Origin of the sequence: Chitinophaga sp. CCNWYY40 (assembly GCF_037483205.1) — a bacterium.
GTDB lineage: Bacteria > Bacteroidota > Bacteroidia > Chitinophagales > Chitinophagaceae > Chitinophaga > Chitinophaga ginsengisegetis.
In genome coordinates this window covers 402,474-418,888 of sequence record NZ_JBBHLF010000003.1, presented here as the reverse complement: position 1 = coordinate 418,888, position 16,415 = coordinate 402,474, and the positions used below count along the sequence as shown (strand labels likewise).

10 protein-coding genes are annotated in these 16,415 nt (G+C 49.0%); 5 read left to right on the top strand and 5 right to left on the bottom strand.

Annotation, left to right across the window (positions count from 1 at the left end; genetic code table 11):
• Positions 1 to 2: 2 nt before the first annotated feature.
• Genes V7S65_RS12215 through V7S65_RS12200 form a run of 4 tightly spaced genes read left to right on the top strand, consistent with a single transcriptional unit; the run spans position 3 to position 6,395 of the window.
• Positions 3 to 2,477: a hypothetical protein gene (locus V7S65_RS12215; protein ID WP_336386934.1), complete on the top strand. Its 2,475-nt coding sequence runs from the start codon at positions 3 to 5 to the stop codon at positions 2,475 to 2,477.
• A 9-nt stretch (positions 2,478 to 2,486) separates the two neighbouring features.
• Positions 2,487 to 3,635 carry a hypothetical protein gene (locus V7S65_RS12210; RefSeq protein ID WP_336386935.1) on the top strand — a complete coding sequence of 383 codons (1,149 nt, stop codon included), beginning with the start codon at positions 2,487 to 2,489 and terminating at the stop codon, positions 3,633 to 3,635.
• Positions 3,598 to 5,406: an FAD-dependent oxidoreductase gene (locus tag V7S65_RS12205; protein ID WP_336386936.1), complete on the top strand. Its 1,809-nt coding sequence runs from the start codon at positions 3,598 to 3,600 to the stop codon at positions 5,404 to 5,406. The genes V7S65_RS12210 and V7S65_RS12205 overlap by 38 nt, the downstream gene beginning before the upstream one ends.
• A 2-nt stretch (positions 5,407 to 5,408) precedes the next feature.
• Complete coding sequence (locus V7S65_RS12200; RefSeq protein ID WP_336386937.1) at positions 5,409 to 6,395, top strand: FAD:protein FMN transferase; 987 nt, start codon at positions 5,409 to 5,411, stop codon at positions 6,393 to 6,395.
• Positions 6,396 to 6,948: 553 nt separating this feature from the next.
• Here the strand turns inward: V7S65_RS12200 and V7S65_RS12195 are convergent.
• The 5 genes from V7S65_RS12195 to V7S65_RS12175 all read right to left on the bottom strand — a co-directional run bounded on the left by V7S65_RS12195 (position 6,949) and on the right by V7S65_RS12175 (position 15,151).
• Positions 6,949 to 8,121: an acyltransferase gene (locus V7S65_RS12195; RefSeq protein WP_336386938.1), complete on the bottom strand. Its 1,173-nt coding sequence runs from the start codon at positions 8,119 to 8,121 to the stop codon at positions 6,949 to 6,951.
• A gap of 69 nt (positions 8,122 to 8,190) precedes the next feature.
• Complete coding sequence (locus V7S65_RS12190) at positions 8,191 to 9,975, bottom strand: RagB/SusD family nutrient uptake outer membrane protein (RefSeq protein WP_336386939.1); 1,785 nt, start codon at positions 9,973 to 9,975, stop codon at positions 8,191 to 8,193.
• A gap of 25 nt (positions 9,976 to 10,000) precedes the next feature.
• The gene (locus V7S65_RS12185) at positions 10,001 to 13,411 is read right to left on the bottom strand and encodes a TonB-dependent receptor (protein ID WP_336386940.1); all 3,411 of its coding nucleotides are present in this window, start codon (positions 13,409 to 13,411) and stop codon (positions 10,001 to 10,003) included.
• 99 nt (positions 13,412 to 13,510) lie between these two features.
• Positions 13,511 to 14,488 carry a FecR family protein gene (locus tag V7S65_RS12180; protein WP_336386941.1) on the bottom strand — a complete coding sequence of 326 codons (978 nt, stop codon included), beginning with the start codon at positions 14,486 to 14,488 and terminating at the stop codon, positions 13,511 to 13,513.
• 102 nt (positions 14,489 to 14,590) lie between these two features.
• Complete coding sequence (locus V7S65_RS12175) at positions 14,591 to 15,151, bottom strand: RNA polymerase sigma-70 factor (protein WP_336386942.1); 561 nt, start codon at positions 15,149 to 15,151, stop codon at positions 14,591 to 14,593.
• A gap of 236 nt (positions 15,152 to 15,387) precedes the next feature.
• Between V7S65_RS12175 and V7S65_RS12170 the strand changes: the two genes are divergently transcribed.
• Positions 15,388 to 16,404, top strand: coding sequence for a zinc-binding alcohol dehydrogenase family protein (locus tag V7S65_RS12170; protein ID WP_079470965.1), 1,017 nt, complete (start codon positions 15,388 to 15,390; stop codon positions 16,402 to 16,404).
• Positions 16,405 to 16,415: the final 11 nt, after the last annotated feature.

Below are 16,415 nucleotides of genomic sequence, written 5' to 3'. Positions count from 1 at the left end.
GTATGAAACAAAAGAACAGACTGGCCGCAGTAATAGTTGCCATCGGTATATCGGGAGCGGCGTGTAAAAGTGAAAAAGCCGCAGCCCCGCGATCGTTCAGCGGTATTTATCCGCAGCTGGCCATGTATAATAAGGAAGGAGAGTGTGGCACCGGTGCAGTAGTGCCGTGGGCGGGGAAGTTGTGGGTAATTACTTATGGTCCGCACCTGCCTTATGGCTCGTCCGATAAACTGTATGAAATAACGCCGGATCTGAAACAGGTGGTGCGCAGCGAAAGCATTGGCGGCACACCGGCCAACCGGATGATTCACCCGGAAAGTCACCAGTTGTTTATAGGGCCGTATGCCATCGGTGAAAATGGCCAGGTACGCACAATACCCTACACGGCCATGCCAGGGCGGCATACCGGGAATGCACGGCATCTTACAGATCCTGCCGGTAAAATTTATTATGGTACCATGGAAGAAGGTTTTTACGAAGTAGATGTAAAAACCCTTCAACCTGTTTTATTATATGAAGATGGAAATGTAAAAAGCAAAAAAGGCGCAGACACTACCGCCAATACACCTTCCGCCTTATTGCCGGGAGCGCATGGTAAAGGCTTGTATTCGGGGCAGGGCGTAATGATTTATTCCAACAATGGTGAACCCGGACCCAAAGCGCTGACCCAGTTTGATATTGAAGCGGGGTCATTATCGGAATGGAACGGGAAAGACTGGAAAGTTGTACGCCGGAACCAGTTCACGGAAATTACTGGTCCGGGTGGCATCTCCGGAAATAAAAATCCGGCCACCGATCCCATATGGGCTACGGGCTGGGATCATAAATCTGTATTACTCGGATTGCGCGACCAGGGCAGATGGTCCTTCTTCCGTTTGCCAAAGGCCAGTCATAGCTACGATGGCGCGCATGGCTGGAACACCGAGTGGCCGCGTATCCGCGACATCGGCACAGAAAATAAGCCGGATTATCTCATGACGATGCACGGCCTGTTCTGGCATTTCCCCGGACAGTTTTCTACCGGGCATACTGCGGGTATCCGTCCCCGTAGTGCATACCTGAAAGTGATCGGCGACTTTGCCCGCTGGCAGGATCAACTGGTGTTTGGTTGTGACGATGCCGCACAAAAAGAATTTCTCAACAAGCGGGCCGCCAAAGGAAACATCGAAGGACCAGGCCAATCCAATTCCAATCTATGGTTTACTTCCCTGCAACAACCCGATGAGCTGGGACCCAACACCGCCGAAGGCGCCGTGTGGCTCAATGAAGCAATAACGCCATCGCAGCCTTCCGAACCTTTCCTCTTTGCCGGATGGCCTCACCGCAGCGCGCGGATCACCCATAACGGCAAACGTCCCGTGGAGTTCACGCTGGAAACAGATAAAGGCGACGGCATCTGGAGCATTGCACAAAAAGTAACCGTGGCACCCGGTAAAACCGGCGACATTATTTTCCCGGAAAACATGCCGGGAGAATGGATCCGCATTACCGCCGCGCAACCGGTAGTGGCTACGGCGCATTTCTTTTATGCTGCCAATGATGCCCGCAAAACAGTGCCGGCAGCGCTTTTTAACGGACTAAGCAAAGTAACGGACGCCGTTTCCAATGGCGGGTTATTATATGGCCTGGGCGACGACCGTCGCGCACTTGGCATACTCGCACAGTCGTATAAAAACGGGGATGCTACCGTGGAAGGCTATTACGAGCTGGATGCCAGCATGGACCTCGTGAAAAAAGACGATCCTAAAACAGCGGACTTTATCCGGCAGAAATTCGCTATCCCGCAACAGGCAGTGACCATTGAATCAGGCTCTGTATTGATAGTAGACGATAAAGGCCGCAGATGGCGGTTGCCACTGGGCAACGAAGCCTTTGCAGGTCTTACCGGCAAAGCGGCTTTGCGCATTTGCCGCGAGGTATCAACAGAAAGGGACCTGTTTAATTGTATGGGCACCTTCTATGAATTACCTGCGGAAAACGCCGACGGCTATGCGAAAATAAGACCGGTAGCGTCACATCCTTTCCGGATCAACGACTACGCCGCTTACCGCGGTCTGCTGGTAATGACGGGCATTGCGCCCGACACGAAAGCCGGTGAACATGTCATTGTATCGGCTGATAAAAAAGCAATGGTGTGGGCAGGCGCGATTGATGATCTATGGCAACTGGGCCGGCCGGTGGGCCGTGGCGGTCCGTGGAAAGATGCTGCAGTGGAAGCAGGCAAACCATCAGATCCTTACCTGGTAGGTTTTTATTCACAGCGTCAGCTGCAATTATCACATGATGCCACCGCGCCCGTTGAATTTACCGTAGACATTGACCCCGTAGGCAATGGCGCCTGGATGAATTATAAAACCGTTACCGTTGCCCCGGGAGAAACGCTGAACTGGCAATTCCCCGGTGGTTTCGAGGCACGGTGGATCCGTTTCACGACCAATAAAAATTGTCACGCTACTGCATGGCTGGAATATAAATAAGCGACGAACATGAAATATACAGTGGTCTGTTTACTGATTTGGTGTTGCCAGGTAACAAACGGGATGAATCCCGCTGATACCCTGAAAGACGTGCTGGGTAACCGGTCGTTGTTGCCGGTTGCTGCCACGTATAAAACATACCGGATCAGCGATACGGCCACTTACGAGCTGCAACTGGCGCTGGATGCTGATAACAGGCCACTGTATTATTACCGGAATATTTTTACGCCCGTTTGTTATACGGGAGAATGTAAACCGGTATACATCAACCTTTACTGGGATCTGCTGGGCAATTATGTCCGTTATGACCTGCCCGCAAAGGAAGTATTAACAAAACTGGATCACCGGGAATTCAAGCGCGATGATTATGAAAAGCTGCACGACATACTGGCGCGTCCTAATTCATTGCTCGCGGACCTGGCTATCACCGACCTTATTGTACCGGGAACGGAAAATCTCAGCGATTCGGTAGATGCCCGTACCGGCGCTACGCTTAAAACCATTAAAAATGAAGTGATCTCCGGCGCGGTATATACCTGCTATACGTTGTGGCATATTGCACACGGACCAGTAACAGATGAAATTACCCGCATTACCGATACGTATCTCAATCCCGCACTGCTGCACCGTTTTCTATCTTCCCAAAATCATACTTACCAGTATAAGGCACTTGAAAAGATCATGGATAAAAATGGAAGGATAGCGCCGGGTTTTGAGAAAGATATCCGTACATTGATCAATGGCAAAAACATTTTTATTGCACGCTATACCTTACAACAGGTGTATCCCGGTTTTGTTACCGGCGCTAAAGCACAATCGTGGTTGTGGGATACCTATACTAAAAGCGGCTATCCCCTGCAATTAACAATACTGCGCAAGCTGGCCACCGTGCCGCTGAGTGCTGCAATGGCGAAGCAACTCGCCGTCGCCGGCAGCAGCGCCAACGAAGAACAGTTCCATTTAATACTGGCTGCATTGCAGGCCACTCCTGATTTGCCGGAGCCGGTGATACAGCAGCTGGCAGATCAGTTAAAAAATACCGATGCCACACGGGCAGCCGCTATCCATGCGTTGCTGTTACAACGGCAGCCGGTGAATCATTCCGTAAAAATTAAGATGCATGAATATGAACAAACGCTTCATCCAACTGAAAAATAGCTGGTTGATCATCCTGTTGTTGTGTGTATGCACACAATGGCTGCAGGCGCAGCAGCGGATATTTGTGGAAACAGAATCCTTCGCAGAAAAAGGTGGCTGGGTAATTGACCAGCAGTCGTTTCCCGTAATGGGCTCCTCTTACCTGATGGCGCACGGCATGGGCCGTCCGGTAAAAGATGCCGTGACTACCGTCAATTTTCCGGAGAAAGGTACTTACCATGTATGGGTGCGTACCAAAGACTGGGCCCCCTTCCCGAAAGGACCGGGAAAATTCCAGGTGGTGATAAATGATGCGCCGGTGAAAACGGTGTTTGGCGAAAGTGGCAACGACAAATGGAAATGGTACGATGGCGGTGAGATCACTGTTCCTGCCGGTGCAACAAAAATTGCCCTGCGCGACCTCACTGGTTTTAATGGCCGCTGTGATGCGCTGTTATTCACCACCGGCAAGTTCACGCCACCGGATGATGCCGCTGCATTAAGCGCATTACGCCGTAACCTGTTGCACTTAACGGCCACGCCAAAAGCAGCCGGGCCTTTTGACCTCGTAGTAGTAGGTGGTGGCATTGCCGGCACCTGTGCTGCTATCTCCGCTGCCCGCATGGGTTTGAAGGTAGCGTTAATCCAGGACAGGCCCGTACTCGGAGGTAACAACAGCTCAGAAATACGGGTGCACCTGAAGGGAGATATCGACAAAAATTACTATCCTAAGCTTGGCCGTATTGTAAGGGAAATGGATAACGGCGATCCGGGTAATGGGAACCCCGATGCAAACGAATATGGCGATGCCCGTAAAATTGAAATCGTTAAAGCAGAAAAAAATCTCACCCTGTTCCTCAATACCTATGTGTTCAAAGTAGAAAAGGAGAACGACCGCATTGTTGCGGTTACCGGTCGTGATATTGCAAGCAACCAGGAAACACGTTTTACCGGCACTTACTTCTCCGATTGTACCGGCGATGGTACGGTAGGATATCTTGCCGGCGCCGCCTTCAGAATGGGTCGTGAAAGCAAGGCAGAAACAGGCGAATCGCTCGCTGCGGAAAAGCCGGATAGCTTTACATTGGGTACTTCCAACTTATGGGCTTCCCTGCCAACAGACAGCGTTACTTCCTTCCCCGCCACGCCATGGGCGCTGCAGTTTTCAGACGAATATCATATCGATGCGTCTAAAGCCGACTGGGAATGGGAAACCGGCTTTGGTAATTTCAATACCATCACCGAAGCAGAACAGCTCCGCGATCATAACCTGCGCGCCATTTATGGTAACTGGTCGTATCTCAAAAACAGCAAGCCCGAGAAATACGGCAAACAACAACTCGCGTGGGTAGCCTATATCGGTGGTAAACGCGAATCCCGGAGGATCATCGGGGATCATGTGCTTACACAGATGGATATCCAGGAAGGCAAAATGTATCCCGATGGCACCGTCACCGCCACCTGGACCATCGACCTGCATTTCCCGGATCCTGTCAACAAAAAATATTTTGAAGGACAGGAGTTTTTTGCCGGCACCAAACATATCAGGGTAGCGCCGTATACCATTCCGTACCGTTGCCTGTATTCTAAAAATATCAGCAACCTGTTTATGGCAGGACGGAATATCAGTACCACGCACGTAGCCTTTGGCAGCACCCGTGTAATGCGCACCTGTGGCATGATGGGAGAAGTAGTAGGCTTTGCCGCCTATGTAGCCAACAAATACCACAGCAGCCCGAGAAGTGTATACACCGATCACCTCACCGAATTTATGGACCTGATTAAAAATTAAAGATGTACGCCGTTTATATCCTGCTGCTGCTGCATACCGCCGTTGCTCCTTCCCTGATACACCTGGAAGGCAGCGCGCAGGGCACCACCTGGCATATTCAATATGCCGATGCGCAGCAGCGGGATTTTACGCCGCAAATCACCCAAACCCTGCAGGATATCGACCAGTGCTTATCCATTTACCGGAAAGACTCCGAGATCTCTTTATTCAACCGCGCCTCCTCCCTTGAATTCCAGTTACCCTATTTTTACCCGGTATTAAAAAAATCTGCCGAGATATACGCCGCTACCGGTGGCGCCTTCGACCCCACCGTAATGCCCCTCACCGCCGCTTACCGGCAGGGAAAAAGAACACATACCCCGTGGTGGGAAAAGGCCGATTCCCTGTTGCAATACGTAGGCTTTTCGTATATCCGTTTTGATGAAACAGGCGTGCGCAAATTAAAGGAAGGTGTGAGCCTGGACTTCGATGGTATTGCGCAGGGCTATAGTGTGGATGTTTTAGCCGCTTTACTGGACCGTAACGGCATCAGCAACTACATGGTAGAGATGGGAGGAGAAGTGCGCTGTAAAGGGCTTAAAAACGGCGTGTCATGGACTGTTGGCATCGATAACCCATTGCATCCTGATCAGCAGCTGGCTACTGTACGGCTGCACAACCGGTCCGCTACCACAGCAGGCAATTACCGCGATCATTATGAGCAGAACGGCACCATATCCGGGCATATCATTCATCCTAAAACGGGGTACTCCACACCGGATTCGCTGTTAAGCGTTACTGTGTTTTCCGAAGATGCCATCACCGCAGATGGATATGACACGGCTTTTATGGTGATGGGCGTGGAGGGTACGAAACACTTCCTGGAGCAGCGGAAAGATATGGATGTGTACCTGGTGTACCTGGATGCGAAGGGCGGGGTAAGGGTGTGGATGACGGAGGGGTTGAGGGGGATGGTAGAGCGAGGTGAGCCGGTTGCAGAGGGGAGATAGTGCATTGACAGTGCATTGATAGTGCATCAGGAGTGCATTGGGAGTGCATGCTAACAGTATTGATTGTGCATGGTATACGCAAGTCCGGGGCACCGGCGAAGCATCCGCGAGGTAAGAGGGTATAAGTCCCCATGTGTACGTTAATCTTTATCTCCCGGTATATCCATAGATAACTTCAGATGCTCTACAAATGCGTTCCTCTTACAACAAGTTAAATGTTGATTATTAACAAAATCACAGACATCATTAACGTGATGAATTTACTATTTGATAGTACAGATTTTATAATAATCGTGTATAGATTTCTTTATAGAATATCTGGAAAACGATTAATCATGAAAAGAAAGAAAAATTACGAAGAAGAACTTTCACAATAAGGAATTCCCGAATGATGAACTGTTTATCAGGCTGGAACTGCATTCAAACAATACCATATCCGCACTCAGCTGGTTTTTGCTGGCGGAAAAAGGAAAAGCCTATAATATCAGCACAAATAAAGAATTACGAAGGAAAGAGAAGAAAAATGTGCATAAAACCATTGCAAAAATATAGGTTACAAATACTTTTTAACCACCCCATTTTTCCGCACCCAATACACCACGCTCCAACTCAGCGCTACCGTCACCACAAACGTGATCAGGAACTTCAGGAACGCGTGTAATGGCGCATTCAACAAACTGTACTGGCACCAGACAATGAAAATATAATGCACCAGGTAAATACCATAGGCATTAGCGGAAAGTGATTCCCACCACGGGTTTGTTTTATTGAGGATACTTTTAAACAGGGTTAAAAAAGCAATACAGCTCATTGTACAGGATAATATCCATATCAACCTGTAGATAAGGGTGGCCTGTAATTCGTTCAGCTGGTGGTTGCCGATCATCCGGATGATGGGGGCTTCACTGAGTTTCAGCCCGGCGTATATCACCAGACAACTGATTACCCACAGCGGCCATTTTTTTACAAAGGCAGATCCATCTCCAAAGATGCCGTTGGCCAGCCCCGGCGCGCCGATCACTGCTCCCAGCAGGAAATAGCCGGCATACAGGAACACCCTGCTGATCTGGAAATCGAAAGGACCGATGCCCGTCCATGCATACGGGGATACAAATTGGATAACAGGAATATAGAGTAATAAAGTATAGATGTACCAGGAAAGAAATAATTTTCCCGGACGTTGCTTTTGCATCGCCAGCCAGTTACCTGCTTTGTTCACCCCGTTTTTTACCAACGGGTAGCACAAGGCAAAAACTAGGTTAAACACAAACAATACCCAGATGAACCAGGGCGGTCCTACCGGCCACGCTTCTACCGTAAAAAAATCTATTACATAAGCCTTTATATTGTGTTGCCCTGTAGCCAAAAGAAAGGAAGGGTAGTAGGCGATAAGCATCAGCAGGGTAACGCCGATCATAAAAGGAATAAACAACCGGTAAAACCTGTCCCGGATAAATTTCCCCATGCTTTTGCTACGCAAACTGTTCATCACAAAAATGCCGCTGATCAGGAACATCAGCGACATAAAAAAGATATCATTAAAATCTTCAAAGATATCCAGCCCCTTCCACCTCGCAGTATCCACCACGGGGTTGGTGGAGAGGATATAGGCGCTTTTATTAAAAGATGCAAATGTGGTGTATGCCAGCGAAGAATGATGGGCTACAACTAAAAGAGTAATAAACGAACGCAAGTTATCTACCCAACTATTCCTGACTGGTACCATATGTTTACCGGGTTTAGCAGGAACAAGATAAAACAAAAGTTGCAGGACATGCCTGCAACTTTTTAATACTTAGTATCCAGGGTTTTGTACAATCTTCGGGTTACGGTCTATCACATCCTGTGGTACCGGGTTCAGGTACATTTTGGCGGTAAACACATGCGGATGATTCAGTGGTACAATTTCGTATTTCCATACTCCCGCATTATCGTTTGGAGAAGTGTTGGTGATCTTCATGGCGTGTTTATCCACATTCATCACGGTACTCACTGTTTTCCAGCGGATGATATCATAAAAGCGTTTGTTCTCAAAGCAGAGTTCCACGCGTCTTTCGTGATAAATAGCGGCCCGCATCTCTGCCTGGGATAACCCCGGTGCCAGATTGGGTAAACCGGCCCTTTTGCGGATCTGGTTAATGGCGTTATATACGGTACCATCCGGTCCTGCGGCTTCATTTTGCGCTTCTGCATATCCAAGCAGTACTTCCGCGTAGCGGTAATAAATAAAGTTGGCGCCGCTTACTGCACCACCGCCGGGGCGTACCAGTGGGTTGAGCCGCTTCTTAAAATAATAACCGGTATTGCTTACGTCGTCGGTACCAAAGTCAATCTGGTTTTTGGACGGATGTACTTTGTCGATGCGGGTGTATATGACGTCGGCTTTGTCCATCCAGGTCATTTTATAGGGGGCGCCGTCATATACAATCCAGTCGTAGAAGCGTCGCTCGCGGCCTACATAAGGATGCTGCGGATCATAGCCGGAAGTGGGATCGGTGATAGGCTTGCCATTGGCCATATTGAACTGGTCTACCAGTTCCTGCGTGGGGTTGTAGTTGCCCCAGGTATAATAAGCGCCGTTAATCCACACGGGGCCACCATATTGTTCAAAAGAAGATCCCATGGTGTTGGCTACTACCTGCCGGTCCCACACCACTTCTGAATGGTATTCATTGGCTTCATACCAGATGGCGGAAGGATCGGGAAACAGTTCATACGCTTTGCCGTTGCCATAAAGATCAATGAATTGTTTGAAGGTGGCGGCGGCTTTTGCCCAGCGTTGTGCGTCGTAGTTATTGTAACCGGCTATTTTGTGCGGATCATTGCCTGCGGCTGGTTGTGGAGCGTTGAATGCAGGACTGGCGGCATATAGTTCCACCCATCCTTTTAACGCCAGCGCGGCGCCGAGGGTAGCACGACCGGCATCTGCGTCGCCCTTGTTATATTTAGCGGGCAGGTAACCGTCTTTGGCGATGGAATCGAGTTGCGTGGTGATGAAGTCCACTGTTTCTGCAAAGGTGTTCCTGGGCGTATAGATGGCTGCGCTGTCCATTGTGCGCCTGTCTGCGGGAACGGTGATAATGGGCAGTCCGCCGATGTGCATCCACAATTCGCTGTAGAAAAAGGCGCGGATAAACCGGGCTTCATCGAGGCGTTTGTTCAGCCACTCCGGGGAAAAGTTTGCAGCGTTTTTACGCACTTCTGTAATGAAGGTGTTGCATTTGCGGATATTGGTGAAGATAGTGGTCCAGTTGGTCAGATCGCCGGAACCGGTGATGCCTCCCCAAATGGTGTAGTCGTTGGAAGACGGTTCCACAATGCCTTGTTTCCAGTTGTAGGAGGTGTAATAAAAACCAGCGTCGTTGTCGTCGGTGAAGTTATCCAGGTTTTCCGGCTGGTTCCAGTAGTTGGGCAATGCGCTGTAGATATCGTTGAGGAAAAGATCAGCATTCCCTTCTGTACCCCACTGGGTTTCATCGGTGAGTTTCGACTTGTCGGTATTTTCCAGGAATTCCTTTTTGCACGACAGGATACTGAGTAACAGTATGACGGCGGACAACAAATGTATGAAGCGGATCATAATATTTTGATTTAGCAGGATGAATCTAAAAAGTGACATTGAGCCCAAACACAAATACTTTCTGGTTAGGATAAGCTGTTTCCAGGTCGGTGTAGCCTACTTCCGGGTCCATGAATTTCATTTTGCTGAAGGTGAGCAGATTTTGCCCGGAGAAATAAGCACGAACGCTCTGCATCTTCATAGCCTTGGAAATATTGGCCGGAAGCGTGTATCCCAGCACGGCAGTTTTTAACCGGAGATAACCTGTTTTCATCATCCAGAAATCAGAGTTCTGCGTGTTATTGGCGTAAGGCGACTGGTTCGCACGCGGGTACTTTGCATTGGGTGTGTTGGGTGTCCAGTGGTCGTTATAGTATTCATAGGCAGAATTACTATTGTTGTTGTTAAAGGGCACTGTCTGAAAACCGCGGATGTTCAGGCTGGCCAGTGCAGAACCCTGGAAAAACAGGCTGAGGTCAAATCCTTTCCAGGAGGCGCTGGGGGTGAAGCCGTAAGTGATGAAAGGATACACCGGGTTGCCGATCACCGTTTCATCGTAGGAGTCAATTCTACCATCGGGTTTACCATCAGGGCCGCCTATATCAGCATAGCGGATATCGCCGGGATGCAGTACGCCAAACTGGGTAACGTTATATCCATCTTCGGTGTTGATGATGCCATCTTTGTTTTTATCATCTTCCAGGGAAAACAATCCCAGTGCGTGATAGCCGAACTGTGTGCCGGTAGGCCGGCCTGTTCTGCTCCGGTTGGGATTATTGCGTGTGGCCGAGGTTTCAAACACCTGGATCATTTTATTTTTAGCATAGCTGAAATTGCCGTTCAGGTTAACCTGCAGGCCATTGGAGAAACGGTGACTGGTACCGGCGGAAATATCGATACCACGGTTTTCCATAATGCCCTGGTTTTCATCGGAGAGGTTCAGGCCATATTCTACCGGCACCGTTACGGCCGGAGGCAATAACATACCTGTTCTTCTTTCATGAAAATAATCTACTTCCAGGGTGAGCAAACCTTTCCATAAAGTAGCGTCTATACCGATATCTGTTTTAGTAGATATTTCCCAGGTGATGTTGGGATTGGCTTCCCGGGTGATGTTGGAACCCTGTACCATATTGCCATTGCCATAAGCATAGGCGTTGCCGTATAAATTATAGCCATTCAGATACTGGAATGCCGCGCCGGCCAGGTTACCCGATTTTCCCCAGGAGCCTCTTAGTTTAAGATAGGTCAGCGGGGAGGGATGGTCTTTCATAAAGTTTTCTTCAGAGATGATCCATCCTGCGGAGAAGGCGGGGAAATAACCCCAGCGCTTGCCGGGAGCAAAGTAGTAATGACCATCATACCGGCCGGCCGCTTCAAAAAGATATTTATGATCGTAGATGTACCCTAAGCGGTATACAAATCCAAGCTGGCTACCGGTAATCGTGGAGCCGTTGTTATCAAAATCATTTTTGTTGGAGCTGCCCATTCCCAGCTCGTCGATGTTTACCGCAAAATTATTGCGCCGCGCAGAAAAGCCGGTGGAGTCATTCTTACGGGCTTCCGCTACCAGCAGCCCGGTGAAGTCGTGTTTACCAAAGGTGTTATGATAGTTCAGGAATCCCTGGTAGGTGAAGTATTGGTTTTTCGAGTACTCCTGGTTCAGCCAGGTGTATGGAGCAGCACTTCCTTCCGATGTGGAGATCTGTTTCGTATAGCTGTAAGGGTTAGTGGACGTGTTCTGTGAATAAAAATAAAACGGTGTATGCCATCCTTTAACGGTGAAGTCGTTAGGATCATAGCTAAAGGTTCCTTTAATACTCAACCCTTTAATGAAAGGCAGTTGTTGCTCCACAGCAAGGGTAGTGAGCAGGGAAGTAGCTTTGCGGTGGGAATAACCTGCTTTCAGGATCCCTACCGGCGTGTTGCCCGCAAACTCGCCCCAGAGGCCATTACTGTAGTACATGTTGGTAATGGGGATCAGTTTGTATGCGCTGCGGAACAGCTGTCCTGGTGTAGTAGCGGCATCCACGCTGTTGGTGTTTTCGATGGCGCCAATGAGCGACAGCGATACCGTAGTAGTAGAGGTGGCGCTTACTTCCATATTCACGTTATAATCGTAACGCTTGTAATTTATTGGGTCAAACATCCCGTCCTGTTTGAGGAAACCTAGACCGGCATAATACCTGATTACTTTGGTGCCGCCGCTGAGCTGCAGGTTATAATTTTGAATAGGTGCGCGCATGCGTACCAGGTCTTTGGTATTGCTGATGGGATATTTGTCGGGATCTTTAGCGTTCAGGTCTGCATAGGTATTAATAAGCTCTTCGGAAAAAGGCTGTTGTGCGCCACCTGGATTTTCATTCATATAGGCTTCATTACGCAGGCGCATATAGTCCTGTGCATTCAGCATCTTTGGGTAATAGGTGGGCGTTTGCCAGCCATAGTAGGCGTTGAGCGACAGCGAAGGCATACCTGTTTGTCCGCGTTTGGTGGTAATGAGAATTACGCCGTTGGCGCCGCCCAATCCATACGGGGCTACTGCGGCGGCATCTTTCAACACGGTAACGGAGGCGATGGAGCTGGGTGCAATTTCATTGATGTTATTACGGATGATCCCATCCACTACTATCAGTGGTGAGTTGTTGCCGGTGGTGGCAATACCCCTGATGTGGATATCGGGATTATCCCTGCCAGGCTGACCGCCATTGGGACGCATGCTGATACCGGAAACATTTCCTGCCAGCGAATTGGAGATGTTGGTCACCGGCGATTTGGCCAGTTCCTTTCCCTGCACTGCTGCTACAGCTGCGGTAGAAGAAGTTTTCTTCTGTGTGCCGTAACCTACCACCACTACTTCATTTAAGCCGCTGGCGCTTTCTTTCAGGATAATGTTGATGGGATCGGCGGTGCTTACCACTTCGGTTTGTTCATAACCTACATAACTGAATACCAGCGTAACGCCGGCAGCGGCCTGCAGTTCAAAACGACCGTGTTCATTGGTCATGGTGCCAATATTGGTGCCTTTTACTTTTACGGATACGCCAATGAGCGGATCGCCATGTTCATTTTTTACGATGCCGCTTATTTTGGCGGCGCTTATATTGCCGGAGGCAATTACAATAGCGTTGTCGTTTAGCACAGTGTAACGCAGTGTGGTGCCGGTAAAGGTTTTTGTGAGCAGTTGTTCTACCGTGGCATTTTCTGCATGAATGGATACCGGCGGTTCTTCCGGTAAAATATCGTCGTTGTAGATGAGCCGGCAGCGGCTTTTTTGTTGAATAGCTTTCAGCACTGTTTTAATGCTGACTTTCTCCAGGGAGATGCTGATCTTTTCCTGGGTGGCGGAGGTGGCGTATACGGGTGTAATGCCGGTTAACAGCAAAGCCAGGATGAGTATGCCCGGCAGCCCGCCATGCAGACTTTTATTAAAAGTCCATAGGAACATTATTTTCATAACATGGAATGTAAGAGGGTGAAGGAAAGTAAAGTACAGTGAGTGCTTTGTAATGTTTTTATGTCATAGCATTTATTTTTGAAGATGAAGAATGTGATATCAGTTACTGATGTGGACCTCTTTCCCGTTGACCCGGAAATTAAAATGGCGCGATAGCTGCAGCATTTTCAACGCCTCTTCTATTGATTCTGTATCGATGATGCCGGAAAACCGGAGTTGTTTCAGGTTGGCAGATTCAAAATAAAAAGTAACGCCGTACCACTGCTTCATTTTCACCGCCAGCCCGGCAAAGGTTTCGTTGTCAAATGCCAGCTTGTTATTGAGCCAGGATATTTCCCGGAGTTGTCCGCTGCTGTCTTTTTCCAGGTGTTTTTGCTGGAAGACAGGCGCCAGGCGGGTTGCCGGAACCATTAGTTTTTCTTCGGGTTGCAGCACCACGGTTTTTTCGCCGAACGATACCGCAATTTTTCCACGCACCAGCGTAGTAGAAATGGCGCTGTCGCCCGTATAGGCTTTCACGTTAAACGCGGTGCCGAGTACGCGGATGTTTACTTTTCCCGCATGAATAATAAAAGGAATGCCTTCACTTTTTGTAATATCAAAAAATGCTTCACCGGTGAGCGTAATTTCGCGGTGTTGTTTGCCAAAGCCTTTTTTTTCGTAACTGAGTTGTGTGTTGCTGTTAAGCCATACCGTGGAGCCATCGGGAAGTACTACCCTTGATTTTCCACCGGGAGCGGAGCTGAGTTGTTGCACTGCCGGTGTTGTAGAACGCCACAGCACCCATGCTGCCGTTAATACCGCTGCTGCTGCCGCAACTGCTGCCAGTCTGCGTACAACACTGCGGCGCCGGGATGGCTGCAGTTGCGGACTCACCGCTTCCCATATACGTTCTTTACTGTCATGAGCAGGGGGTACTTCCTGCATAGGCGCCTGCCAGATAGCCGCGGCAAGTTCCCGCGAAGCGGCTGCCTCCGGATCATCTTTCAGCAATGTTTCCAGTTCAGACAGTTCTTCGGGTGAAATATCACCGCTGAACTGTTTACCGAGTAATATCCATATACGGTCGTTGCTCATAGTACGATTGAAAATGGTTGAATGAACGCGCGCTTCGGGGTATAAGACAACCGGAAGGAGAGAATACCCCCAAAGAGGGAAGAATTTTTTTTTGAGAAGGGGTTACTGATCGCCAGGCAGCGGCGTAGTGAGGAATGCTCTCATTTTAGTGAGTTTTTTCAGCGCGATGCCCACCTGGTTTTCTACTGTTTTTATGGAGATGTTAAGCAGTACGGCCACCTCCCTGTATTTGAGCTCATCTTCTTTCACCAGTTTAAAGATCAGCCGGCACTGCGGTGGCAGCTCGCTGATAGCCATATTAATATGCTGCATCATTTCATTGCTGATAAGTTGCGCTTCAGGATTTATTTCGTATTCCGGTAAACTGGCTTCATCGAGATGCAGCGTTTTTTTAGAGGTATATTTACGGAGATAGTTCAGCGCAATGTTGCGGGTGGCTGCATAGAGATACCATTTCAGGTTGCTTACCTGGTGCAGGCTTTTCTTTTTTCTCCAAACGGCAATAAACACATCTGCTACTATTTCTTCCGCCATTTCCCTGGAATGAACAATGGCCAGGGCTAACTGGAATAATGGCGCGCAGAAGCAATCGTATAATTCTTTAAATGCCTGTGTATCACCGCTGTATATTCTGCTTTGCAATTCGGGGATATCGTCGCGCATAAAAGTAAAAATACCCAAATTATACAAATTTGCAAACGCACAAATATTAAGTGTCCGAATGACAGATTACTTGTTATTTAAGGGTTTTTTACCGAAAAAGGCAATATATCTTACAGAGATGATAATATACTATGATAAATATTTACCTTAAACCTGTTTCTTTGAATATCGTTCGTCCTGCCCGTATGTGAAAATAAAACATCCGGGTACGGATTTTTTTTTCTAAATTAATTATAGTGAAAACACTCATTTGTACTACTCCCGGCAATTTTGAATATGGTCTGCAGGCAATGCCCGCGCTGCAGGCGGGTCATGCTATTATCCGTATCCGGAAAATAGGCGTTTGTGGCACCGATCTGCACGCTTTTGAAGGTACCCAGCCCTATTTTAACTACCCCCGCATCCTGGGACATGAGCTGGCTGGCGAAATTGTGGCGCTGGACGCAGTGGAAACCACTGATTTCCATGTCGGGGAGCTGGTAACCATTATCCCCTACGAAAACTGCGGCGTTTGTATTGCCTGCCGCAACGGCAAGCCCAACTGCTGCGAAAACATCGCAGTGCTGGGTGTGCATAAAGACGGCGGCATGGCCGAATTCATTTCGGTGCCGGAGCGGCTGCTGGTGCATGGCAACGGCCTCACGGCCGAACAGCTGGCACTGGTGGAACCCCTGTCGGTAAGCGCGCATGGCATCCGCCGTGCAGCCGTTCAACCCGGTGAGTTTGTGCTGGTAATAGGAGCAGGGCCCATCGGGCTGGCGGCAATGGAATTTGCCCGCATTGCCGGCGCACAGGTAATAGCCACCGATATCCAGGATAAACGGCTGGAATTTGCACGGGAAACACTGGGGATTCCTTATACCATTAATGCCGCCACCGACGTAGCCGGTCAGCTGCGCACCATCACCGGCGGCGATATGCCGGTAGTAGTGATCGACGCCACCGGTAACCAGAAAGCCATTAACAACGGCATCTATTACCTGGCACACGGCGGCCGGTATGTGCTTATAGGATTACAGAAAGAATTGCTGCAGTTTCCCCATCCCGAATTCCATAAAAGGGAAACCACGCTGATGAGCAGCCGCAACGCCACCCGCGAGGATTTTGAACAGGTGATCCGCTGCATCAAAGAAGGAACGGCGCGTCCGGATAAATATATTACACACCGGGTGAAATTCGGGGAAGTGAAAACCACCTTTGCTTCCTGGCTGGATCCCCGCAATGAAGTGATAAAGGCGATCATAGATATTTGATCCTCAAAACA